Annotated in this window: 21 protein-coding genes and 1 pseudogene; 4 read left to right on the top strand and 18 right to left on the bottom strand. The window is 64.8% G+C overall.

From position 1 onward, the window contains the following. Positions 1-125: 125 nt before the first annotated feature. Together WS49_RS02635 and WS49_RS02630 are read right to left on the bottom strand one after the other, a co-directional pair. The gene (locus WS49_RS02635) at positions 126-1,718 is read right to left on the bottom strand and encodes an ABC-F family ATPase (protein WP_059524228.1); all 1,593 of its coding nucleotides are present in this window, start codon (positions 1,716-1,718) and stop codon (positions 126-128) included. 132 nt (positions 1,719-1,850) lie between these two features. After that, complete coding sequence (locus WS49_RS02630) at positions 1,851-4,148, bottom strand: AsmA family protein (RefSeq protein WP_059524226.1); 2,298 nt, start codon at positions 4,146-4,148, stop codon at positions 1,851-1,853. Positions 4,149-4,300: 152 nt separating this feature from the next. On the opposite strand from WS49_RS02630, the gene WS49_RS02625 reads away from it, so the two are divergent. Beyond that, complete coding sequence (locus tag WS49_RS02625; protein WP_059524224.1) at positions 4,301-5,002, top strand: ABC transporter ATP-binding protein; 702 nt, start codon at positions 4,301-4,303, stop codon at positions 5,000-5,002. After that, the gene (locus WS49_RS02620; RefSeq protein WP_059524222.1) at positions 4,999-5,802 is read left to right on the top strand and encodes an ABC transporter permease; all 804 of its coding nucleotides are present in this window, start codon (positions 4,999-5,001) and stop codon (positions 5,800-5,802) included. The genes WS49_RS02625 and WS49_RS02620 overlap by 4 nt, the downstream gene beginning before the upstream one ends. 42 nt (positions 5,803-5,844) lie before the next feature. Here WS49_RS02620 and WS49_RS02615 read toward each other — a convergent pair whose 3' ends face one another. The 3 genes from WS49_RS02615 to WS49_RS02605 form a co-directional block, all read right to left on the bottom strand. After that, positions 5,845-6,318, bottom strand: a complete 474-nt coding sequence (locus WS49_RS02615; protein ID WP_059524220.1) for a PliI family lysozyme inhibitor of I-type lysozyme — start codon at positions 6,316-6,318, stop codon at positions 5,845-5,847. A gap of 252 nt (positions 6,319-6,570) precedes the next feature. Continuing rightward, complete coding sequence (locus WS49_RS02610; protein ID WP_059524538.1) at positions 6,571-7,122, bottom strand: DUF6013 family protein; 552 nt, start codon at positions 7,120-7,122, stop codon at positions 6,571-6,573. 209 nt (positions 7,123-7,331) lie between these two features. Beyond that, complete coding sequence (locus WS49_RS02605; protein WP_059524218.1) at positions 7,332-8,348, bottom strand: zinc-binding alcohol dehydrogenase family protein; 1,017 nt, start codon at positions 8,346-8,348, stop codon at positions 7,332-7,334. A 123-nt stretch (positions 8,349-8,471) separates the two neighbouring features. Between WS49_RS02605 and WS49_RS02600 the strand changes: the two genes are divergently transcribed. Together WS49_RS02600 and serB are read left to right on the top strand one after the other, a co-directional pair. Next, on the top strand, positions 8,472-9,413 hold the full coding sequence (locus WS49_RS02600) for a LysR family transcriptional regulator (RefSeq protein WP_059524215.1): 942 nt from the start codon (positions 8,472-8,474) through the stop codon (positions 9,411-9,413). Positions 9,414-9,602: 189 nt separating this feature from the next. Then, entirely contained in the window at positions 9,603-10,448 is an 846-nt protein-coding gene (gene serB, locus WS49_RS02595) for a phosphoserine phosphatase SerB (protein ID WP_059524213.1), read from the top strand. An 85-nt stretch (positions 10,449-10,533) separates the two neighbouring features. Here the strand turns inward: serB and WS49_RS02590 are convergent, their stop codons facing one another. The 13 genes and pseudogenes from WS49_RS02590 to WS49_RS35510 all read right to left on the bottom strand — a co-directional run. Next, positions 10,534-11,718, bottom strand: coding sequence for a cystathionine beta-lyase (locus WS49_RS02590; protein ID WP_059524212.1), 1,185 nt, complete (start codon positions 11,716-11,718; stop codon positions 10,534-10,536). Between the two features lie 113 nt (positions 11,719-11,831). Next, on the bottom strand, positions 11,832-12,374 hold the full coding sequence (locus tag WS49_RS02585; protein WP_059524210.1) for a hypothetical protein: 543 nt from the start codon (positions 12,372-12,374) through the stop codon (positions 11,832-11,834). 221 nt (positions 12,375-12,595) lie between these two features. Next, on the bottom strand, positions 12,596-13,522 hold the full coding sequence (locus tag WS49_RS02580; RefSeq protein WP_059524207.1) for a sugar kinase: 927 nt from the start codon (positions 13,520-13,522) through the stop codon (positions 12,596-12,598). Positions 13,523-13,525: 3 nt separating this feature from the next. Beyond that, complete coding sequence (gene rimO / locus WS49_RS02575; RefSeq protein ID WP_059524206.1) at positions 13,526-14,887, bottom strand: 30S ribosomal protein S12 methylthiotransferase RimO; 1,362 nt, start codon at positions 14,885-14,887, stop codon at positions 13,526-13,528. Between the two features lie 585 nt (positions 14,888-15,472). Then, positions 15,473-15,730 carry a PAAR domain-containing protein gene (locus tag WS49_RS02570; protein ID WP_059524204.1) on the bottom strand — a complete coding sequence of 86 codons (258 nt, stop codon included), beginning with the start codon at positions 15,728-15,730 and terminating at the stop codon, positions 15,473-15,475. Between the two features lie 251 nt (positions 15,731-15,981). Then, complete coding sequence (locus WS49_RS02565; RefSeq protein ID WP_059524202.1) at positions 15,982-16,389, bottom strand: hypothetical protein; 408 nt, start codon at positions 16,387-16,389, stop codon at positions 15,982-15,984. Further along, positions 16,386-16,868: a hypothetical protein gene (locus WS49_RS02560; protein WP_156441321.1), complete on the bottom strand. Its 483-nt coding sequence runs from the start codon at positions 16,866-16,868 to the stop codon at positions 16,386-16,388. The genes WS49_RS02565 and WS49_RS02560 overlap by 4 nt, the downstream gene beginning before the upstream one ends. After that, entirely contained in the window at positions 16,865-17,815 is a 951-nt protein-coding gene (locus tag WS49_RS02555) for a hypothetical protein (protein ID WP_059524198.1), read from the bottom strand. Before WS49_RS02555 ends, WS49_RS02560 begins: the two co-directional genes overlap by 4 nt. Beyond that, the gene (locus WS49_RS02550; RefSeq protein ID WP_156441320.1) at positions 17,812-18,294 is read right to left on the bottom strand and encodes a hypothetical protein; all 483 of its coding nucleotides are present in this window, start codon (positions 18,292-18,294) and stop codon (positions 17,812-17,814) included. The genes WS49_RS02555 and WS49_RS02550 overlap by 4 nt, the downstream gene beginning before the upstream one ends. Next, positions 18,291-19,217: a hypothetical protein gene (locus WS49_RS02545; RefSeq protein ID WP_156441319.1), complete on the bottom strand. Its 927-nt coding sequence runs from the start codon at positions 19,215-19,217 to the stop codon at positions 18,291-18,293. Before WS49_RS02545 ends, WS49_RS02550 begins: the two co-directional genes overlap by 4 nt. Further along, a complete protein-coding gene (locus WS49_RS02540) occupies positions 19,214-22,033 on the bottom strand; it encodes a toxin VasX (protein WP_156441318.1) in 2,820 nt (939 codons plus the stop codon). The genes WS49_RS02545 and WS49_RS02540 overlap by 4 nt, the downstream gene beginning before the upstream one ends. A gap of 10 nt (positions 22,034-22,043) precedes the next feature. Beyond that, positions 22,044-22,973, bottom strand: a complete 930-nt coding sequence (locus WS49_RS02535; RefSeq protein WP_156441317.1) for a DUF4123 domain-containing protein — start codon at positions 22,971-22,973, stop codon at positions 22,044-22,046. Beyond that, a pseudogene (locus WS49_RS35510) lies at positions 22,973-23,407 on the bottom strand (bacteriophage T4 gp5 trimerisation domain-containing protein); the annotation flags it as partial. The pseudogene WS49_RS35510 and the gene WS49_RS02535, both read right to left, overlap by 1 nt.

Below are 23,407 nucleotides of genomic sequence, written 5' to 3'. Positions count from 1 at the left end.
CCTTCATCGGGACGCCGGGCTGGCGCGGCACGCGCTCACCTGGTCGGCCTGGATACGAAAAAGCCCGCCAGGCTTCCACCTGGCGGGCTTCCGGTACATCAGATCGGGCATGGCTGCCCGGGCAATTACTCCTGCCCCTGGCTCGTGAGGAACTCCTCGTAATTCCCGCCGAAGTCGAACAGCGTGCCGTCCGTGCGCACTTCGATGATCCGGTTCGCCAGCCCGCTCACGAATTCGCGGTCGTGGGACACGAAGATCAGCGTGCCTTCGAACTGCTCGAGCGCGATCTGCAGCGACTCGATCGACTCCATGTCCATGTGGTTGGTCGGCTCGTCCATCAGCAGCACGTTGTGGCGGCCGAGCATCAGCTTGCCCCAGATCATGCGGCCCTTCTCGCCGCCCGACAGCACCTTCACCGACTTCTTGATGTCGTCCGACGAGAACAGCAGGCGGCCCAGCGTGCCGCGCACCATGGTTTCGTCGTCGCCGTCCTTGCGGTACTGGTCGATCCAGTCCATCAGCGTGATGTCGTTCGGGAACTCCTCGTACGTGTCCTGCGGCATGTAGCCGACATTCGCGTTCTCGGACCACTTCACCGTGCCGTGATCGAGTTGCAGCGCGCCGAGCAGCGAACGCAGCAGCGTCGTCTTGCCCGCGCCGTTCTCGCCGATGATCGCGATGCGCTCGCCCGGCTGCACCGACAGGTTGAAGTTCTGGAAGATCGTGCGCTCGTACTTCTTCGTGATGTCTTCGGCGACCACCGCGACGTTGTGCAGCTTCTTCTCGAACTCGAAGCGAATGAACGGGTTCTGACGCGACGACGGCTTGAATTCCTCGATCTTGATCTTGTCGATCTGCTTCGCGCGGCTCGTTGCCTGGCGGGCCTTCGACTTGTTCGCCGAGAAGCGGCGCACGAAGTCCTGCAGCTCGGCCACGCGCTCCTTCGCGCGCGCGTTCGCCGCGGCCTGGCGCTCGCGCGCCTGTGCCGATGCGAGCATGTAGTCGTCGTAGTTGCCCGGCCAGACCTTCAGCGTGCCGAAGTCCATGTCGGCCATGTGCGTGCACACCGAGTTCAGGAAGTGACGATCGTGCGAGATGATGATCATCGTCGAGTTGTACTCGTTGAGCGTGTGCTCGAGCCAACGGATCGAGTTGATGTCCAGGTTGTTGGTCGGTTCGTCGAGCAGCAGCACGTCCGGCTTCGAGAACAGCGCCTGCGCGAGCAGCACGCGCAGCTTCCAGCCCGGCGCGACGTCGGCCATCGTGCCGTTGTGGAACTTCTCCTCGATGCCGATGCCGAGCAGCAGCGCGCCCGCGCGCGCCTCGGCGTCGTAGCCGCCGTATTCGGCGAACTTGCCTTCGAGCTCGGCCGCGTGCATGTAGTCGTCGTCGGTGGCATCCGGGTTCGCGTAGATCGCGTCGCGCTCGGTCATCGCGGCCCACATCTCGGTGTGGCCCATCATCACGACGTCGAGCACGCGCACGTCTTCATACGCGAACTGGTCCTGGCGCAGCTTGCCCAGGCGCACGTTCGGCTCCAGCGCGACGTTGCCGGCGCTCGGCTCGAGGTCGCCGCCGAGGATCTTCATGAAGGTCGACTTGCCGCAGCCGTTCGCGCCGATCAGACCATAGCGGTTGCCCTCGCCGAATTTGACCGAGATATTCTCGAACAAGGGCTTCGGCCCGAATTGCATCGTGATGTTGGCAGTAGAAAGCACGGCAGGTCCCGTAAGAGAGAAATCGACGGAAAACCGTGTATTTTAGCAGGTGTCGGAGAAACTGCCGACCGCCCTGTTCCGGCCCCGCCAACCGGCCCGCCGCGCGCGGCGCCGGCCCTGCCCCGGACATCCTCACTTGCCGGCCTTCAGCGCCTCCTTCTGCGCCGCCTTGGCCTTCATCTGCCCGAACAGCTCCGAGCACGGCACGTCGCGGTTATTGCTCGGCGCGATCAGCGGAATCAGCGCCGCGAACGGGTTGATCAGGCCCAGCCCGACCATCGCGCCCGCGCGCAGCGCGAGCGCGCCGGCGTCGACGCCGACCTTCGGGTTCTTGAACGTGCCCTTCGCGTACAACGGCGAACGCAACGAGAAGACCCGGAAACCCTTCGTATGCGGATGGATCTTCAGATCGATCGATTCATCGCGCAGGTTGACCGGCCCGTCGACGTTGATCAGCGCGTCGTCCGTATCGAGCGCGAACACCTTCGGGTCGAGCATGCCGTCGTTCGCGACGAAGTCGATCGCCGCGCAATTGATGTTCACGTCGCGGGTGCCGAACAGCTTTTCGTAGACGACGTTCGCGACGTTCAGCCCCGCCGCCTCCATCAGCAGCAGGCTGATGCGGCCATCCGTGATGAGCGCTTTCACTTCGCCGGTCGACGTCGCCGCGAGCGCGGCCGGCGAGTTGCCGGTCGCCGACAGCGACGCGTCGCCGTTGATTTCGCCGAGCGCGGTCTGCATCACCTTCTGCGTCGGGAACAGTTGCTTCAGCCTCAAGTGACGCGCGGCCAGCGTAAAGCGGCCCTTGAGCGGCGTGCGGCTGCCGTCGAGATGCGCGTTGGTCGCGAGCGTGCCGCCCGCGACGCCGAACTGCAGCGGTTCGAGCGACAGCACGCCGTCCTGCAGCAGGATGTGCGTGTAGAGGTCGGTGATCGGCAGTTGCGGGCTCTTGATCAGCTTGCGACCGGTGAACTTCACGTCCGCGTCGATCGCGCTCCAGCGCTCGGTGCGGAACGTCGCGACCGGCAGCACGCGGTCCGGCGGCTGGCGCGTCGTGTCGCCGCGCTTCGCCTTGCTCGCGGCGGAGTCGGCGCCGATCACCGGCGCGAGGTCGGAGAACTGCAGCAGGTTCGACACGAGCTCGCCCGACAGCTTCGGCCGCGGCTCGCGCTGCGCCCAGGTGAGCGTGCCGCGGAGATCGCTGCCGCCGACGCGGCCGTTGAAGTTCTCGTAGCGGAACGTGCTCGCGTGCTGCTTGATGTTGCCGATCAGGCGCCCCTCGGTCGCATACGGCGGCGTGTCCGGCAGCGTGATGCCGGTGATCTGGTAGAGGTGCGACATCGACGTGCCTTGCAGCCACAGACGCAGGTCGAGTGCCGCGAGATGCATCGGGTCGGTCAGCGTGCCGACGATCGCCAGCCGCGTGTCGCCGGCCTTCACGTCGGCCTGCAGCGGGAACGGCTGCGTCGCGTTCTCGATCGCCAGCACGCCGCCCACCTTGCCGGTGCCGCTGATCGGCACGTTCTTGTAGCGGCCGTCGACCTTGAGCCCGAACGCATACGTCGGGCCGGCCGGCTTCGCGGGCGCAGCGGCACCCGACGCAGCGGACGCACCGCTCGCGCCGGATGCCGGCACGGCCGTGGATGCGGAGGAAACCGAAGTAGCCGGCGCGGCAGCGGAGGCACCCGACGCCGTTGCGGCGGACGCCCCGCTCGCGCCTTGCGCCGCCGACGCACCCGACGCGGCCTCGGCACTCGCCTTCGCGCTCAGTCGGGCGGCGCCGCTCTTGCCGACACGCTGCGCCGACGCCGCGCGCGACGTTTGCTCCTGCTCCTTCAGCACGTCGCCGAGCGGAATCGGCTGGCCGAGCGTATCGATCGCGACCGTGAGATCGGCCTTCGTGATCGCATCGCGATACGTGACGACGCCCTTCGCGAAACCGAAGCTGTCGAGCCGCACCTTCCACGGCGACGGCTGCGACGATTGCTTGAACTGGAAGGTCCACGTATTGCGGCCGTCGGCGAGCCGCTCGAGGTCGACCGCGGGATTGACGACATCGATCGACGGAATGACGATTTCGTGCGCGAGGAGCGGAAGAATCGCGAGATCGAAATGCGCGGCATCGAGCGTGACGAACTTGGGCCCCTTCGCCCAGTCCGGGTTGCCGATCTCGAGTTGCGTGGCGGAGAAGCTCGGCCAGGGCACCCATGCGCGCCAGCCGGTCTCGCCGTCGGGCCGGCGCCAGCCGACCTTGAGATCGCCGTTGATCGCGAACGGGCGGCCAAGTGCGGTACTCACATGTTCGTTGACCCACGGTTTCGCGTGGTTCCAGTCGAACGTGAAAATGAAGATGCCGGCCGCCGCGAGGATCAGTGCGACGATACCGACGATCCATGCAGCCGATTTGCCGATGGCTCGTGCTAGCGTCATGGCGGTTCCGTTGTTGTTCTGCAGAGTTTGCGCGCCATGTCGGGCCACTTGCGTGAGTGAACGGAGCACGACACCGGCGGCTTTTCAATAGGTATTATGGCGCACGCTGCAGTAACGCTTCGGCGCCATTAACGCTTTTTTTCATTTGTGACATGACAGCCCCCTCCGGTCTCATCGATGCGCAGCACATCACGCGCCGCGACGCCAGCAGCGGCAAGACGCTGCTGGCGCCGACCGATTTCAGCCTCGCCGCGGGATCGCGAATTGCTATCACCGGACCGTCGGGCTCCGGCAAGAGCGTGCTGCTGCGCGCGCTCGCGTTGCTCGACCCGCTCGACGGCGGGCATATCCTCTGGCGCGGCGAGCGGATCAGGCGCGGCGCGATTCCGCGCTACCGGCGCAGCGTCGCCTACGTGCGCCAGCGGCCCGCGCAGATGGACGGGACCGTCGAAGCGCAGTTGCGCTATCCGTATTCACTCGCGATCTATCGCGACGTGACGTTCGACCGGGCCCGCGCCGAAGCGCTCGCGGCACGCGCCGGTCGCAGCGCCGATTTTCTCGACAAGCGGGCAAGCGAACTGTCGGGCGGCGAAGCGCAGATCGCCGCGCTCCTGCGCGTGCTGCAGCTCGACCCCGACGTGCTGTTGCTCGACGAACCGACGTCCGCGCTCGACCCCGACTCGACGCGCGCGATCGAAGCGCTCGTCGGCGCCTGGTTCGACGCGGCCCCCGATGCACGCGCCTACATGTGGATCTCGCACGATCCGGCGCAAGCCGCCCGCATCGGCACGATGCGGCTCGTGATGCAGGCCGGCGTGCTGCACGCCGCGAACGCGATGGAGGCGCAGCAATGAGCCCCGCTCTGCAGGATCTGAGTCTCGTCGACGTCGGCATCGCCGCCGCGCTCGTCGCGATCAACGGTGCGATCTCGGCCGCGCTGTCGCTCGGCCTCGGGCGCAAGCTCGCGCTCGCCGCCGTGCGCACCGTCGTGCAGCTGCTGGCGATCGGCTACGTGCTCGGCTGGGTGTTCGGTCATCCGCACTGGACCGTCGTGCTGCCGCTCATCGCGTTGATGACGCTGATTGCAGGCTTCGCGGGCGCCGGTCGCGGCAAGCGCACGTATCGCGGACAGCGCGTCGACAGCATCGCGTCGATCTGGTTCAGCAGCTGGTTCGTCGCGGCCGTCGGCCTGTTCGTCGTGATCCGCATTCATCCGTGGTACACGCCGCAATATGCGATCCCGATCCTCGGGATGATCCTCGGTAATACGCTCACGGGCGTATCGCTCGGCGTCGAACGGATGATGGAGGAACTGACCGCGCGGCGCGACCGCGTCGAGACGGCACTGGCGCTCGGTGCGACGCGCTGGGAAGCCGCGCAGGACGCCGCGCGCCAGGCTGTGCGCGCGGGCATGCTGCCGACGCTCAACCAGATGGCCGTCGTCGGCGTCGTGAGCCTGCCGGGGATGATGACGGGCCAGGTGCTGGCCGGCCAGTCGCCGCTGCAGGCCGTGCGCTACCAGATCGTGATCATGTTCCTGATCGCCGCGGCGTCCGCGCTCGGCACCGTTGGCGCGGTGCTGATGACGTATCGCCGGTTGTTCTCGGCCGATCACCGCTTTCTTGCAACGCGGCTCGAGGAACGCGCGCATTGACCCGCGGCGCCGCAGCGCACGCGGCATCCGCGTGGCGTGCGGTCAGCGGGCGGCGCGGCGTTTGCCGATGGCCTGGCGCAACGCGGCCGCGACGTCGGCGTCGGGCGCGAGCCCGTCGACCGACGCGACGAGCCGCACCGCGCGCGGCGTCGTCACATAGGCCTGCGCACCGACGTAACCGCCGCTGCCGGCCGAGCGTGTCGTGACGACGAGCGCCTGCGGCGCACGCGCGCCGAGGTCGGCGGTGAAGGCATCGGCGACGGTGCCGTCACGTGCATGCAGCACGCCAGTCACGTAGTCGTCCGTATCGAAGCCGGGGGCGGCATGCGCGGTCGAATACACGCGCACCGCGTAGCTGCCGGTCGAGCACGGTTCGAGCGCGCCGCTCGACACGACGGCGATCTGCTGTCGCGTCGGCAGCTCGACCTTCTTCACGAAGCTGCAATCGTCCGCCGCCTGCGCATGGGCAGCAACGAACGCAGCAGCCGACAGCAGCACGCGCATGTAATGTTTCATCGGAATGTCGTTCGGGAAAGATGGAGGATGCCGCAAGGATAGCGTGACATCCGCAGGACGTCACGCAGGCCGCCTGCGCAAATGACCGCGCCACCGGCGCGCGCAGGGCGTGACGAAATCGAACATGGCTCAACGGAAAGGCCCGAAGCCGCGCGCCATGAAACCGTCACGCGCGACCCTGCCCGAATCGCCCTGATGCGCATCGCGATGGTTGCGCGCGCACCGGACGCCTTGCCGGCCCGCGCGCCCCGCTCAGCGCTTGATCGACACCGTCACCTTCGTGCCGTCGCTCATCGTGACGGACTTCGACCCGCCATTGGTCGAAATCGACACCCACTTGACCTGGCTCACTGACACGACGTCCGGGCACTGCAGCGACTTGCCGCCCGCGCTCACGTTGCGCGTGCCTTTCGGCGCAGCAGCCTGGAAGCTCATCTGCACGTTCGCGATCCCCTTCGCGTCGACCGACGGCGCGAGCCGCACCTGGGTCTGGCGCACCATCGCGCCGTTCGCGTCGCGCGGCAGGTTGTCGGCGTTCGGGCAACCGTCGGGCATCGCGACCGCGCCGCCCGGCGGCACCGACTTCCAGTAGAAGTCGTCCGTTTCGCCCGAACGGATCTTGCGCGTCTCCTGCGTATTGCCGAAGGTCTTCGAGTCGACCTTGACGGTGTATTCGAGCTGCCCCGTCCCGCCGCCCTTCAGGCTGCCCTTGACCGGCGGCGCCGCGAATACGCTCGCGCTGACGCACGCCGCCGCGAACACGGCAGACCACGATGCGGCGACTGACAAGCTGCGTTGGCTCATGCTGACCTCCTTGTAATGCGGCGGCACGCGCGTGCCGCGCGGTTTTCGATGCATGATGCGTTGCCAGTCTACCGCCAAGCGGCATGCAATGCGCCGCAAACGCATCGGGTGTTACCCCGCTTGCGTTCGCGACGCCGTATCCCGTACGGGCGATGCCGCCTCTCGAGAAAACGCCGGGCCACCTCGGGTTTTCCGCCCCGACCTCGAGGTCAGAATCCGCTCAGCACCAGCTTGCCGATCGCGCGCCCGGCCTCGAGCAGTTGGTGCGCGCGCCGCAGGTTCGCGGCGTTGATGGTGCCGAGCTGCTCGCCGAGCGTCGTGCGCAGCGTGCCGCCGTCGACGAGCCTCGCCACCTCGCTCAGGATCTTGTGCTGTTCGACCATGTCCGGCGTCTCGAACATCGCGCGCGTGAACATGAACTCCCAGTGAAACGCCGCGCTTTTCGCCTTCAGCAGCTCGACCGGAATCGGCTTCTCGTTCTCGACGATCGTGCAAATGCCGCCCTGTGGCCGGATGACTTCCGCCGCGGCAGGGAAATGACGATCCGTATCGTTGAAGATCAGTACATAGTCGACGTTCGCATGACCGATCTCGCGCAGTTGCGCGGGCAAGTCGCCGAAATGGTCGACCACGTCGTCCGCGCCGAGCGAGCGCACCCATTCGGCCGACGCCGGCCGCGACGCGGTCGCGATCACGTGCAGCTTGCCGAGCGTCTTCGCCAGCTGGATCGCGATCGAACCCACCCCGCCCGCGCCGCCGACGATCAGCACCGACTTGCCCGCGTCCGCACCCTGCGGCGACACGCGCAGCCGGTCGAACAGCGCCTCCCACGCGGTCAGCGCGGTGAGCGGCAACGCAGCCGACGCCGCGAAATCGAGCGAGCGCGGCTTGAGCGCCGCGATCCGCTCGTCGACCGTGTGAAATTCGCTGTTCGCGCCGGGGCGTGTGATGCTGCCCGCGTAGAACACCTCGTCGCCCGGCCGGAACATCGTCACCTCGGCACCGACCGCGACGACCGTGCCGGCCGCATCCCAGCCGAGCACGCGCGGGGTCTCCTCGACCTGCTGCTTCGGCGCGCGCACCTTGGTGTCGACCGGGTTCACGGAGATCGCCTCGACCTTCACGAGCAGGTCGCGCGGGCCCGGCACGGGTTGCGGCAGCTCCACGTCGACGAGCGCCTGCGGGTCGTCGATCGGCAGATAACGGGTCAGTCCAACGGCTTTCATCACGAAACTCCTTCAGGGAAATCGGGCGGGCCGCGGCGCAGCCCCATGCCTGCCATCGTAGGCGGCCCGATCATTCGAGAAAACCGCTATATTTCCTGAAACATTTTCAGGAATTTCAGAATAATGGCATCCGATCCGATTCCGGCCCCCGACAAGCCGCTCGACCTGCTCGACGTCGGCCTGTTCGTGCGCGCGGCGCTGCTGGCGAACGTGAGCGCGGCCGGACGCGAGTTCGGCGTGTCGGCCGCGGTCGCAAGCGCGCGCATCGCGCAGTTGGAGCGTCAGCTCGGCGCGCGCTTGCTGCATCGCACCACGCGCCGCATCAGCCTCACGCAGGACGGCGAAATCTTCATGGCCCGCGCCGAGGCGCTGCTGTCGGCCGCCGACGCCGCGCGCGCGTCGGTCGGCCACGGCCGCAGCGAGCCGTATGGCCGGCTGAAGGTGTCGATGTCGTCGTCGTTCGGCCGCCAGCACGTCGCGCCCGTAATCCCCGCATTCCTGCGCCGCTACCCGTCCGTGTCGCTCGACCTGCGGCTATCCGACGAGATCGTCGACCTCGTCGACGACGGCTACGACGTCGCGATCCGCCTCGGCGCGCTGAAGGACTCGACGCTGGTCGCGCGCAAGCTCGCCGCCAACCGGCGCGTGCTGTGCTGCTCGCCCGCGTATCTCGCCGAACACGGGACGCCGCGCCATCCCGCCGATCTCGCACAGCACGAATGCGTGATTCTCGGCGACCAGCGCGACTGGTCGTTCGTCACGCCGCAAGGCCCGCTCACCGTGCGCGTCGGCGGCCGGCTCGTCGCGAGCAACGGCGAGGCGATCCGCGAAGCGCTCGTCGACGGCTTCGGCATCGCGATCAAGTCGACCTGGGACGTCGGCCCGCTGCTCGCGAGCGGCGCGCTCGTCACGGTGCTCGACGATTACCCGTTCGCGAACGACGTCGCGATCTGGGCCGTCTATCCGAGCCGCGCGCACGTGCCGCTCAAGACGCTCGCGTTCATCGCGTTCCTGGCCGAACACTTCGGCGATCCGCCTTACTGGGATGGCGCGGGTGAACGATAGGCGCCGTCCCGCGAGCGGAGCTTGCGGCGGCGCCGGCCGGGCATCCGCGGCGATCCGGTCGCGCCCTGACACCAACCGGCTACAATGGCGCGTTCGCGACGCGACGGCCCGACGCCGGACGGGGCCCGCGTTCGCAGGCGGCCGCATGCCGGCCGCGCACGCGTTTCATTCGCTTCCAATCATTCCGTCATGACCCACAACCTCGTCATCCAGAGTCTCGCGCCGTTGTCGGACGCGCATCACAAACCGCTGCTCGCGCTCTCGCGCGGCACCCGCATCGTGCAGACCGACGATCACGCGCTGCGTATCGAAAACGCAAACCCCGCGCAGCGGCTCGACATCGACGCGTACTGCGGCACGCACGCGCTCGACTTCGGCTTCGTCGAAGCCGGCCGTACGCTCGGCGAGTTCGGGCTCGTCGTGATGGACATGGATTCGACGCTGATCACAATCGAATGCATCGACGAAATCGCCGATTTCTGCGGGCTGAAGACGCAGGTCGCGGAGATCACCGAGGCATCGATGCGCGGCGAGATCCGCGACTTCAACGAAAGCCTCACGCGTCGCGTCGCACTGCTCGCGGGGCTCGACGCGCAGGCGCTCGAGCGCGTGTACGAGGAACGGCTGCAATTGTCGCCGGGCGCGGAGACGATGCTCGCCGGCGTGAAGGCCGCGGGACTGAAGACGCTGCTCGTGTCGGGCGGCTTCACGTTCTTCACCGAGCGCCTGAAGGCGCGCCTCGGCCTCGACTACGCGCACGCGAACACGCTCGAGATCGTCGACGGCAAGCTGACCGGCAAGGTGCTCGGCGAAATCGTCAACGCGGACGTGAAGGCGCGCATGCTGCGCGATACCTGCGCATCGCTCGGCCTCGAGCCGAGCCGCGCGATCGCGATGGGCGACGGGTCGAACGATCTGAAGATGATGGCCGAAGCCGGACTGTCGGTCGCGTTCCACGCAAAGCCCGTCGTGCGCGATGCGGCCACCGTCGCATTCGACCACGTGGGCCTCGACGGGCTGCTGCGGCTGTTCTGATTTCCGGTCTGCGCACGCCGTCCATGAAAAAACGCCCGCGCGATATTGCATCGCGCGGGCGTTTCGTTTTTCCGCTTCGGTTCCGTTATCGGCCGAGCGTAGCCTGCAGCGCACGCTCGATGTCCGCACGCAGGTCGGCTTCGTCTTCGAGACCGACGTAAAAGCGCACCAGCGTGCCGCGATGCGGCCACTCCGCACGCATCGACGCCACGTCGTAAGGCATCGCGAGGCTGCATGCACCGCCCCAGCTCCAGCCGATCGCGAACAGCTCGAGCGCCTCGACGAAACGATCGATCTGCTCGCTGCTGTAGCGTTCGTCGAACACCACCGAGAACAACCCGCCCGCGCCGGTGAAGTCGCGCACGAACGATGCGTGCCCCGGACAGTCCGGCAGTTGCGGATGCAGCACGGTGGCGATTTCCGGCCGCGCCTTCAGCCATTGCGCGAGCGCGAGCGCGCTCTTGCTGTGCGCGTCGAAGCGCACCTGCATGTTCGGCAGGCTGCGCAGCACGAGCGAGCAATCGTCGACCGACACGCCGATCCCGCAGCGCATCCGCGCGAGCTTCAGTTGCGCGTGCAGCTCCGCGTTCGCGGTAATCGTCGCGCCCATCAGCACGTCGCTGCCGCCCGATTGATACTTGGTCAGCGCCTGCACCGAGATGTCGACGCCATGCTCGAACGGCTTGAACGCGAGGCCGGCCGAATACGTGTTGTCGATCGCGGTAACGACACCGCGCGCCTGCGCGACCGTCGTGATCGCGCGCACGTCGGGCACTTCCATCGTCACCGAGCCCGGCGCCTCGATCCAGATCAGCCGCGTGTTCGGCTGGATCAGGTCGGCGATGCCGGCGCCGACGAGCGGATCGTAGAAGCGCGCGGTGATGCCGAAATCCTTCGCGAGCCAGTTGCCGAAATCGGCATTCGGCCCGTAGATGTTGTGCGGGATCAGCACGTCGTCGCCCGCCTTCATGATCCCGAAATAGACGTTCATGATCGCCGCGAGACCCGACGGCTGCAGCAGCGCATGCGTGCCTCCTTCGATCTCGGCGAGCCGCTGCGCGAGCGCGAGCGACGTCGGCGTCGCGTGCAGCCCGTAGCGCCACTGGTTGTCGTTGTGCCAGACCAGCGCGCGCATCGTCGCGAGATCGGGGAACACGACCGTCGATGCCCGCGCGACCGGCGGGACGAACGAGCGGAAGCCTTCCGGAATGATGTCGTCGGGTTGAACGATGCGGGTCTGGAGTGCGCGCTTCGGATTGGATGCAGTCATGGCAGGAGGCCGGAGGAAAGGCCGTTCGGTTGCGGAATGTGTCGCTAGATTAGCCAAAATCGGCGCGCTTGGCCCGGTACAATGCGCGCCGCGCGCACCGAGCCAGCGCGCGCTCAGTCGTCGGTGCGCAGGTTGACGATGCCGCCGACCGTCTCGATTTCCCGTATCCGGCCGTCGCGCACCTGCAGCGCCGCGCGCTTGCCCGGCGCCAGACGCAGCACGACGGGTTGCGGATCCGATTCGTCCGAGTTCATCCGGTCGGCCTTCAGGTCGCCCGTCGCGTCGAAGCGGCCGATCCACACGCCCGTGATGTTCGTGCCGTCGTTCGATTCCTCGATTTCGAGCGTGTCGCCGTCGCGGTCGCCGGCGAGCAGCACCACCTCGCCCGTGTCCGCGAACTGGTATTCGCCATGCACGCCTTCCTCGTCCGTCTTCGGCCCGAGATGCACGACGATCGGCCGGTCGCCGAGCGTGCCTTCGTAGCGCGGCAGGCGGGCGAATTCCGGATTCGGCCGCAGCGGCCGCGCGGGTGTCGCTTCATCCTGCTGCACGCCCGGCGCGGCGGCCTGCGCCGCGACCACGCCCGGCATCGCGAGGCCCGCCGCCAGCGCACCGGCGATCACCAGCGCACGTTGCCATTCCGAATATCGACCCACCTTGTGTTGCTCCTTGCTTCAGATTCGCTCGAAAAAACACGGCGGCATGCTGCCTGCCGCCGATGGTCGTCGTCACGCGCGCGTAGCGATCACGCGTGCGAAAACGCCGATCGCGGTACGCACGCCGCTGGCCACCTTCACGTCGCATGTCGCCCGTCATCCAGGGTTTGCGGATGCGTGCGTCACGCGAGCGAGGTCACGACCGGCGTGCGTGATCCGCGTCAGCCCTGCATCAGGCGTTCCACGGCCTCGCGGCGCGGAATCGGCGCGACCGCGCCGTAACCCGTCGTCGACAGCGCCGCGGCCGCGTTCGCATAACGCGCCGCCGCAAACGGATCGTCGCCCGCGACGATCCGCGCCACGAACGCGCCGCCGAAGCAGTCGCCCGCGCCCGTCGCGTCGACGGCCTCGACCGCGAAGCCCGGCACCACTCGCCGTTCGTTCGGGGTCGCCACGTACGCGCCTTCCTTGCCGAGCTTCAGCGCGACGACCCGCGGCCCGTGTTCGAGCATCGCATCGACGATCGCGTCGCGATCGTTCGCGCCTGTGAGCGCCGTGACGTCGTCCCAGCTCGGCAGGCAGATGTCCGTCTGGCGCAGCGCCTCGCGCATCACCGCGCGGGCGCGCGGCAGCGGCCACAGCTTCAGGCGCAGGTTCGTATCGAAGCTGACCTGCGCGCCGTTGCCGCGCGCGTGGTCGATCGCCGCGAACGCGGCGTCGCATGCGGCCGTGCTGATCGCGAGGCTGATGCCCGACAGGTGCACGGCCTTCGCCGCGGCCAGCGCATCGAGCGGCAGGTCGGCCACCGCGTAGCGGCTCGCCGCGGAGCCCGCGCGCAGATAGTCGAACTGGTGGCCGTCCGCGCCGTGCGTGACGAAATACACGCCGGTCGGCGCCGAGCGGTCGATCCGCACGTACGCCGTGTCGACGCCTTCCGCCGCCCACATGTCGGCCAGCAAGCGGCCGAACGGATCGTCGCCGATCGCCGACACGAAGCCCGTCGACGCGCCCTGACGCGCCGCGGCGATGCAGAAGTTCGACGTGTCGCCGCCGAAGCCCTGCAGGAACTCCGGACGCCCCGGCTGCGACTGGTTGAATTCGATCATCGCCTCGCCGAGCGCGAGGATCTGCGGAAACGCTGCGGTCATCGCTTAGACCTCGCCCCACAGGTCGTGGCCGTCCGCGCCGGTGATCTTCACCGACACGAAATCGCCGACCTTGTAGCGCTTCGACGCCTTCGTCGCCGGTTCGATGTAGACGACGCCGTCGATCTCCGGTGCATCCGCCGCCGTGCGGCCAATGCCGCCTTCCTCGCTGACTTCGTCGATCAGCACCTTGAGGGTCTTGCCGACCTTGCGCTGGATGCGCCGCGCCGACACTTCCTCGGCGACTTCCATGAAGCGCGCGCGGCGTTCTTCGCGAACGTCGTCCGGCAGTGCGCCGTCCAGGTCGTTCGCGGTCGCGCCTTCGACCGGCGAATAGGCAAAGCAGCCGACGCGATCGAGTTCCGCCTCGCGGATGAAGTCGAGCAGCGTTTCGAACTGCTCTTCCGTCTCGCCGGGGAAGCCGGCGATGAACGTGCTGCGGATCGTCAGGTCCGGGCAGATCTCGCGCCACTTCTGCACGCGCTCGAGCACCTTCTCGGCGTTCGCCGGGCGCTTCATGCGCTTCAGCACTTCCGGATGCGCGTGCTGGAACGGCACGTCGAGATACGGCAGCACGTGGCCCTTGAACGGGCCTTCGGCCATCAGCGGAATGACTTCGTCGACGCTCGGATACGGATACACGTAGTGCAGGCGCACCCATGCGCCGTACTGCGCGGCGAGTTCGCCGAGCGCGGCGACCAGGTCGGTCATGCGCGTCTTGATCGGCTTGCCGTTCCAGAAGCCCGTGCGGTACTTCACGTCGACGCCGTACGCGCTCGTGTCCTGCGAGATCACGAGCAGTTCCTTCACGCCCGACTTGAACAGGTTCTCCGCCTCGAGCATCACTTCCGCGACCGGACGCGACACGAGATCGCCGCGCATCGACGGGATGATGCAGAACGTGCAGCGGTGGTTGCAGCCTTCGGAGATCTTCAGGTACGCGTAGTGGCGCGGCGTGAGCTTGATGCCGGCGGCCGGCACGAGGTCGACGAACGGATCGTGCGGCTTCGGCAGGTGCGAGTGCACGGCCTGCATCACTTCGCCCACCGCGTGCGGGCCGGTGACGGCGAGCACCTTCGGGTGGACTTCCTCGATCAGGTTCGAGCCGCTGGCGCTCGACTTCGCGCCGAGGCAGCCGGTGACGATCACCTTGCCGTTCTCGGTCAGCGCTTCGCCGATCGCGTCGAGACTTTCCTGCACGGCTTCGTCGATGAAGCCGCAGGTGTTGACGACGACGAGGTCGGCACCGTCGTAGGTGCCGGAGATTTCATAACCTTCGGCGCGCAGTTGGGTGATGATTTGTTCGGAGTCGACGAGCGCCTTCGGGCACCCGAGCGACACGAAGCCTACTTTGGGGGACTGGGACATCTGGAATGTGGGGGCGTGGCGGCAAAAGCGTGAGTTTACAGCTATTTATGGGTCAGGGAGGCAAAACCGGCGGCCGGCGGCGGCATAGACCGCCAGCTTGACTGCGCGGGCCGGCAGGTGGCCGACGACAAGACGGACTTTGATGCGTCCCTATCACTTCAAGACGAAGGGCTGTCAGCCTGCCATCAGCGCTTCGTCCCGTAAGGCGCGGTCGGCATATTCCTGCGCGCCGTCACGGACGGTCAGGTAGCGGCCGCCTCGGTGCCGATGTGGTGGTTTGGACCGACTGAGTCGCGCTGAACCGAAAAGTTTCGGCCGGACCACCGCCAAGATATCCTCAATCAGCTGCAATTTTTCACCGTCATCTACGGGGCGGAGCTCGCCAACGGTCGAAAACGCTCTCGACGTCGGCCATTCGGGTACGGTCAGACGCCTTATCCATGCCGCCCGCCGTTATCGGCACTCTCTTGATGATCGCCAGGTCCGCGATTCCATCGCTCCTTCCTTGGCCGCGGCGCGCGCCCCCGTCTTCGGTAGACATCGATGACGGCAGCCTCCGGTCGGGACCACTGCCACGGGCTGCGGTCACTCCACCATCCATCCGGCCTCGCCCTCGACCAGGGTGCCGCCATGGCTGCTGGTGTCGCCCTGGCGCGCCACCGGCTGGCCTTCGATCTCCGTGCCGGTTGAACCGGTTTGGATCACCGCGCCGCAACTGATGCGGTCACCCACGCGCGCCACCGCCCGGCCGTTGATGACGGCGGACCCTGCACCGCTGACGACGGTGCCATCACCGTGGACAGGACAGCTGTGTCGGTGGCCGACGAGTACGATAGGTCGCATATCAAGCTCCTTTGGGTTGGGACTACATCTCTATCTATGACATCGCGTACTGAAACTTGTGTTGCCCCGTAGGCGCTGCCTCCATGGCTTGTGTCGGTGCACCTGTTTCAAGGTGCCGTTCTCGACTCGAGGTCCATGTCCGCGGGCCACTTCACTTCAGCCACAGGGCAATGGTCGCCTCGAAACTCAGGACCTTCTTGACTTTTCCAAACATCATTTTTTTACCGGGGAGACTATCTCGAGCACGCACCTCAACCCACCACGTCGCCTTGGCGATTGACCAGATCGAAGCCGTGGCCGTTGAAGCGGTAAAAGACGTCCTTGCGGGCTTCCACGGGTGTCGTGTCGTAGCCGCTCAGGTCGGCACCCGGTGCGCATAGGCGCTCGACTTCCGCCGGCCATTGAGCTCGCGCGGCACGGCTAATCAGGTAGCGGTCGATCAAGGGGCCGCCGGCCAAGTAGTAGCCGGGGATAATGACCAGTTTGTCGAACAGGAATTCAAACAGGCCATCGCTCAGGGTGACAGGCTTCGTGAAGCCGCTGGACTTGTAGAGGGTGCGCTGCGGATCGGGTTGCACGGCGGACAACCCTTCGGCCATGTATCGACGGAGGAATCCCAGGCGGGAAAGGTTATCGACCAGCGATTGTTCATCGCTCATTGCGGCTCCTTCACCGGCTCCAGCTTGCTGTCATCGATCGGGGCACGGAACAAGCCGACCGAGGTGAACACCAAGGGCGTTGGAGCACCAGGCTGGTCAATGGCCAAACCAGGTTGCGTTTCAGGATCGGGTATATACAGATACTCCAGTTCAACTGTAGCGTCCTCGTGCATCTGGATAGTCCAGCCGCACTCGTTGCTGATGTGGTCAGTAGCGCCGCGTATCGAGCGCTCCTGCGCGAAGCGCTGCCCAATAAAAGTGGCCGCACTGTTGCGATGATCATTGTTTTGCGCCTCCAACTCTACCCATTGCTCACTGACGCTGCGCACGCTCAGTAACTCGCGTACATGGCTCGGATCGTTAATCAGCGCATAGCCCTGCGACAAATGCTTGGCGCCAGAGAACAAACTGGTTGGCAGCAGTTTGAAATTCCATGGTGCTGAAAGAACGCAGCCACGTTCACTTCGAATGCCCTTCATGGTTCGATGATCTCGCCGTTGACGCGAATTATTGGCTTGCGTTTCTCGGCGAAGCCGCACAGCTCATCAATCTCCTTCGGAAACGTGGCATAGGGCACGTGGTATTGCAGCCATGCTTCGACGCTGTCCGGAAAGGCGTTAATCAGCAGCCAGCCCAGCCACAAGGGAATGGTGATGGGTGTCCAGAGCTTGCCGTGTGGCTTCGCCAACGTGCGACGCAAGCCGGCGTACCAGTCGCGGTAAGGTTGCAGTGTCGCCTGTCCACGGCTCAGCCGCGGAGGCAATGGCGGTGGCTCGGGTAGGCCTTCCGGGCCGTGTGCCATGAAAGCCTGCAGATATGCCCACAACGCCCGCGCCGAACGGTCGCCGTCGACCAGGCCGAGATTGCCAGCGGCGGCGCAAATCTCCGTGGGCGGATCCATGGCGAGATCGACGCCGATCAGATAAAGCGGATGACGGCTGGCATAGCCGCTGGCCGAGACAATGGGGATAAAGCCGGCGAGAACTTCGAGCTGGTCCCAGTCGAGCACGTGCAGGCGCGTGAGGTCGTTGGGGTAGATGAAGTACAGCTTGCGCGTGCCGCGATGGACGCGGATGAAGGTGCCACGGCAACGGTGGGCACCACTCGCGTAGTAAAACAAAAAGCCCACCCCTAGCACGAGTGGAAGGCAAATGATCATGCCCCACATCACCCCCAAGGTGATGCGTTCAGTACCCCCGACGAATATCTCGAACAATATGGCGACGAGATATACTATAAAGAACATACCTACTGCCCCGGCACTTCCGCTACGCGTGAAGTTGGTATAGGTCTCCAACTCCACACACTTCGCGTTGACTCTCCGCACCCCATCCGGCCGCGGCGGTACGCCAGTCTCCTGACCGTGGTACAGCCGCGTGCCGCCCAAGCGCAGGTTCCGCGGCAAGCGTTTGATCGCATCGCTCATTGAGGCTCCTTCACCGGCGCCAGCTTGCTGTCATCGATCGGGGCACGGAACAAGCCGACCGAGGTGAACACCAAGGGCGTTGGCGCACCAGGCTGGTCAATGGCCAAACCAGGTTGCGTTTCAGGATCGGGTAGATACAGATACTCCAGCTCAACCGTAGCGTCCTCATACATCTGGATGGCCCAGCGGCACTCGTTGCTGATGTGGTCAGTGGCGCCGCGTATCGAGCGCTCCTGCGCGAAGCCCTGCCCAATAAAAGTGGCCGCACTGTTGCGATGATCATTGTTTTGCGCCTCCAACTCTACCCATTGTTCACTGACGCTGCGCACGCTCAGTAACTCGCGTACATGGCTCGGATCGTTAATCAGCGCATAGCCCCGCGACAAATGCTTGGCGCCAGAGAACAAACTGGTTGGCAGCAGTTTGAAATTCCATGGTGCTGAAAGAACGCAGCCACGTTCACTTCGAATGTCCTTCATGGTTCGATGATCTCGCCATTGACGCGAATCACTGGCTTGCGTTTCTCGGCGAAGCCGCACAGCTCGTCAATCTCCTTCGGAAACGTGGCATAGGGCACGTGGTATTGCAGCCACGCTTCGACGCTGTTGGGAAAGGCGTTGATCAGCAGCCAGCCAAGCCACAAGGGAATGGTGATGGGTGTCCAGAGCTTGCCGTGCGGCTTCGCCAACGTGCGACGCAAGCCGGTGTACCAGTCGCGGTAAGGTTGCAGTGTCGCCTGTCCACGGCTCAGCCGCGGAGGCAATGGCGCAGGCTCGGGCAGCCCTTCCGGGCCGTGTGCCATGAAAGCCTGCAGATATGCCCACAACGCCCGCGCCGAACGGTCGCCGTCGACCAGGCCGAGATTGCCGGCGGCAGCACAAATCTCGGTGGGCGGATCCATGGCGTGATCGACGCCGATCAGATAAAGCGGATGACGGCTGGCATAGCCACTGGCCGAGACAATGGGGATAAAGCCGGCGAGAACTTCGAGCTGGTCCCAGTCGAGCGCGTGCAGGCGCGTGAGGTCGTTGGGGTAGGTGAAGTACAGCTTGCGGGTGCCGCGACAGCGGTGCGCGCCGCTCGCATAGTAAAACAGGAAGGCCATCGCGACAACGAGACATACACAAAACGCAAGACTCGTAATCAGCTCATGGGTGATGCTTGCCCAACCAAAAACAATAAGCATCAGCAACGTTATGGCAACCGCAGCAACGAACACTATTCCAATGAAACCCGCAGTACTACTATGTGTGAGATTCGCATACGTTTCGAGCTCGACGCATTGGGCATTGACACGCCGCACCCCATCCGGCCGTGGCGGTACGCCGGTCTCCTGACCGCAGTACAGTTGCGTACCACCCAATCGCAGGTTCCGCGGTAAGCGTTTGACGGTCTCGCTCATTGCGGCTCCTTCACCGGCTCAAGCTTGGTGTTATCGATCGGGGCACGAAATAAGCCGCCCGAGGTGAACACCAAGGGCGTTGGCGCACCAGGCTGGTCAATGGCCAAACCAGGTTGCGTTTCAGGATCGGGGAGATACAGATACTCCAACGCCACCGTGGCGTCTTGGTGCATCTGGATGGCCCAGCCACACTCGTTGCCGGTATCGCCAAGGGCCGTGACTAAGCACTGGACGTTGTAATTGATGGGATTTCCCGACGCATACACAATCGGACCGTCGACCCGTGCCATCGGATCACCCCGAAGGGTGATTGCCAACCGGGTCTGGAAGCGTTCGCCGGGCCTATCGGTGACGCCGGGCAATTGGCAATTGATACGCAGCGTGCCGACCTTGTAACCGGATGCCTGGTTCCATTCTGCGCTCAAGCGCGGGCGGAAATAGAGACCGTGGATGGCGTCGAGTTCCTCGCTGTTGGTGTAATGACGGTAATTGGCGCCCCATGCGCTGTGCCTGAGCCATATCTCCACGGGCCCGTCTTTGGTCAAATTAATCCCGACCGCAAAAGCGATGCCCGCGCCGAACGCAAGAAGACCCACGACAAGCCAGCCCCCCGGCGTCAAACCTAACACGAGGGCAGGCGCACCACCACCAGCCACGGTTGCCGCTGTGGCCGTACCGCCTCCCCAAGCGGCGAGGGCCATGAAGCCGCCAGCAACTGCCGATCCTAGATACATGAACGCTTGTTCTGAGTTGCCGTCGTTTAGTGCGCTTCTCGCGCGAACCATATCCGCCAAGGCTGCAAGCCCCGCACCACCTGCGCCAAGGATGGCAACGCCGTATTTGGCGCCAAAGATTTTTGCGCTTGTAGCCAACGCAGCGTTTGTGCGTCGTTCGGCAGCGAAGGCCAAGACAGTCGTACTGACTTCGATCCCTGCGCCCACCAAGGCGAAGGTCGCGCCCGCTAAGTTGATCCGATTTGCAATGCCACCGGCCATATTGAACTGCTTGTTCGCATCCGTCATGCTCTTCCAAGCCAAATACCCCCCTAACCCGGTAAAGAAGTATCCCCCCGGCCCACGCAGCCGATTCAGTGCATTAACAAAAGGATTCCCTTCCAACGCGATAGGTCGCTTCGGCGGCAGGGCCGGTCGTTTGGCAGGAGCCTGGTCCAATTCACGGTAAGTGGTTTCGCCGACCTTGACCCAGTCGTAAAACACGACGCGTGCTGTCCCCTCCTCGTGGATCACCTTGGGCGTGGGCAACTTCCAGCCGCGCAGGCGCTCCGCGCCCAGCGTCTTGAACCCCTGGAATTCCCAAAGGAAGCGCTGGAAATCCGCGATGGAGAGTTCGTAAAGAACAATGGTGGCATTGAAGCGGATTTCGAGCACGTGGCGCACGCGCCGCACCAGCACATCTGCGGACTTTGCCGGCGGTAGCGCCTGCAACAGACCAATCAAGGCGTTGGTGGCCGGCGTGGCCGCATGCTCTTCAAGGAACTTGTCCACCACGTCGAAAACGTTCTTGGCGATATCCAGCGCCTTGTCTTTCACACGCTCCATGAGCACTTCGCTACCGTTGGCCAAGGCCAGCCAATAGGGACTTTTGTCGGCCGATATCTCGACGATGTCCGCCAGCGTTTTCTGCCCTTCCTCGGTATGGACCAAGGCACCAAGACACTGGAACACGGCTTTTTCATAGTCACGCGCATTACGCAGCACAGTCAGGTCGAAGCAAGTGAGCGCAGCACCCAATAGCGTGCGTTTGTCGATGTGTTTGACCCAAGCCGCCACGTCCGAGACAGCTATCTTGATACGGTCCTCGAATCTGGAAAGCTGCGTGGCGTATGTGGCAGGAAAGGCCATCGCACCGTTGAAGTCGATCAGCCTGCGTTGCTTGGCGACGGTTTTAGCCAAGTCGGGTGACCATTGTGCGCGCTGCTCCGCGGCGGTGAAGTAATTGGCGATGTGTTTCGCGCTTTGCAGTTTGTGGGCATGCTTGCTCTCGAATTGCGCCTTCTCCTTGACTGCGCCCGTGGCCAAGTAGTGCAGCTCGCTGACGACTCCGAGCGGGTCTTGCAACACCACGACCAATGGCTTGGTGTCTTTCCGTGGTGCCAGCGCGATGTACATGCCCTCCAGGATGCGATAGTGATTAGGCGTTTCTCCAGGAAGCGGAATCTCGCTCCACGGGATTTGCCGAGGCAAGGTGCTGACGACGAAGGAATGCAATTCCGGCGTGGCATTGGGGAGCTGCTCAACCGGGAAAGCATGTCGCTGTCCAGCGCCGCCCGCCGGTTTAACGGTCGTGGCGAGCTTGTCACGCAGTCCGTCCCGGTTGGTTTCGATACGCCAGAGCGTTTCGTGGGTGAGCACGGTATCGGCCACCAGGATGTACACCGTCTCGGCTGTCTCGGGAGCTAATAGATGTGTTTTCGCTGTGCCTACGCCGGGTTTCGACAGGCGTCCTGGTGCGGCATCCTTGTCGTCCTCCTCGCGCCACCAGATGCGCGCAAAGCGCACCTGCTCGGTCACCTGGTAGTGCTGCGTCCACATGCGGCCGTTTTCGAAGTAGCAGAGATAGACGTAGCTGCCTGGACGTAGCACGCGCAAACCGTAGGCTTTGCCCCCTTTGAGCGCGGGATAGCTCGCGATGGTGAGCGTCGAAAACACTTTGCTGTCTGGAGCGCTATCCGCAATGCCATAGCGCAACGGATAGACGGGCACGCCTCGCTCGCACGGGGGTGCCGATGTAGCTTTGCGGATTTTTTTCTCGCCGGGACGGTCCGGGCATAGGGCCTTTTTACAGGTGGTTTCCATAGGATTTCCTTCAGGACGTCTCGGCGGCCCGCGCCGCCAATCGCGCCTCGGCGTCGAACAGTCGCTGTTTCGCCTTCACCTGTCGCTGGAGCAAGATGTCACGCAAGGTGGAGTCCTTGGCAAAGAAGTCATGCGGATACTGGAAACGCAGTGCCATGTAGTGACGCACGTCCCGCTCCGTAGTGAGCGCCAGTTGATCAGTTGCTTCGTTGGCGAAGTGATTCAGATACCGCCATAGCACCGGTTCGTTATCCGGATGGTCGTAGGCAGGAAAGCGATGACGGAACCTGCGGGCGCAGTCGCGCATGAACCATGCGTGGCTGGCTTGGTCAAGTGCGTCCTCGTCGTCCAAGGACAAAGCGATAGGTTCATTGGTTATCGACGCAGGGCGATCGGTGGACGGCGCATCGGCAAACAACCATTCCCCCGTCTGCTCCTCACCGGCATACCAGATGAAGCGCTGGATAGGACCGAACAGTTCGGACAGGCGAGCCGACGGCAATCCTTCACAGAGCTCTTCGAGTTGTCGCGCCGCATGCAGGCTGAAGCCGAGCGGAAATCCGTCGGATGCCGTCAACTGGCGCAGTCGTTGGAGGTGGACCACCAGGTTGTCGCAGCCGTCCGGGCTCAGCAGGATCAGTCCGGCTTGTCGAGTTAGCCAATGGTCGACGGCATGGGCATATAGCGCCTCGTCGAGCGGCACCAGCAAGGGGCCCTGACGATAGCCAGGGGAGCCATACTCCCAGGCTGTGTTGCGCCAGACCCACCGATACTCAAAACCGTTAGTGATCGACTGCACGTCTTCTTCAAGCGTTTCGCTATGTGCGCCACTTAACCAAAGCCAGGGGCGGGACCCTTGCTCCAGCGTTGCCCAACTTGGGCGAGAGAGGGTGTTCACCACCTCACGCGACCATTGGCGTTGATCGATCGTCGTATTCATCACGCTGCTCCCTTGCCGCAGGGACACTGCTTCCGTGGGCAGGAACCGTCGGCACGCATCGCGCAGGCGCGGTCCATGCCTTGCCCCGTACGAGGCGCAGCAGGCAACGCGAGCGCGTTGCTTGCGGTGCCCGAGTTGATTTGCATAGGTCCTTTCGTACGAATCGCCGCGCCTTCCAGCGTGATCCCACCGCCATCGATGCGCACGGTGCCACCGGGGCCTTTGACTTCCAACTGCTCGGCAGCGTGAATTTCATAGACCTTGGTGCGATGTCGAATGGCTTGCCCCACCTCCAGCTCGGCATGCCCCTGCACGCGCTGCTCCAGATGACCGCCGATGTCTGCCGTGTGATTGGCGGCCGTCTTGTCGCGACGATGGTTGCCGACTTCCTCGGTGCGGTCCTTCGCCGTGTGGATGGTGTGGTTGCGGCCGAT

This window comes from Burkholderia sp. RF7-non_BP4 (assembly GCF_001521935.1).
Lineage (GTDB): Bacteria > Pseudomonadota > Gammaproteobacteria > Burkholderiales > Burkholderiaceae > Burkholderia > Burkholderia diffusa.
This window is presented reverse-complemented; position numbering and strand designations above follow the sequence as displayed.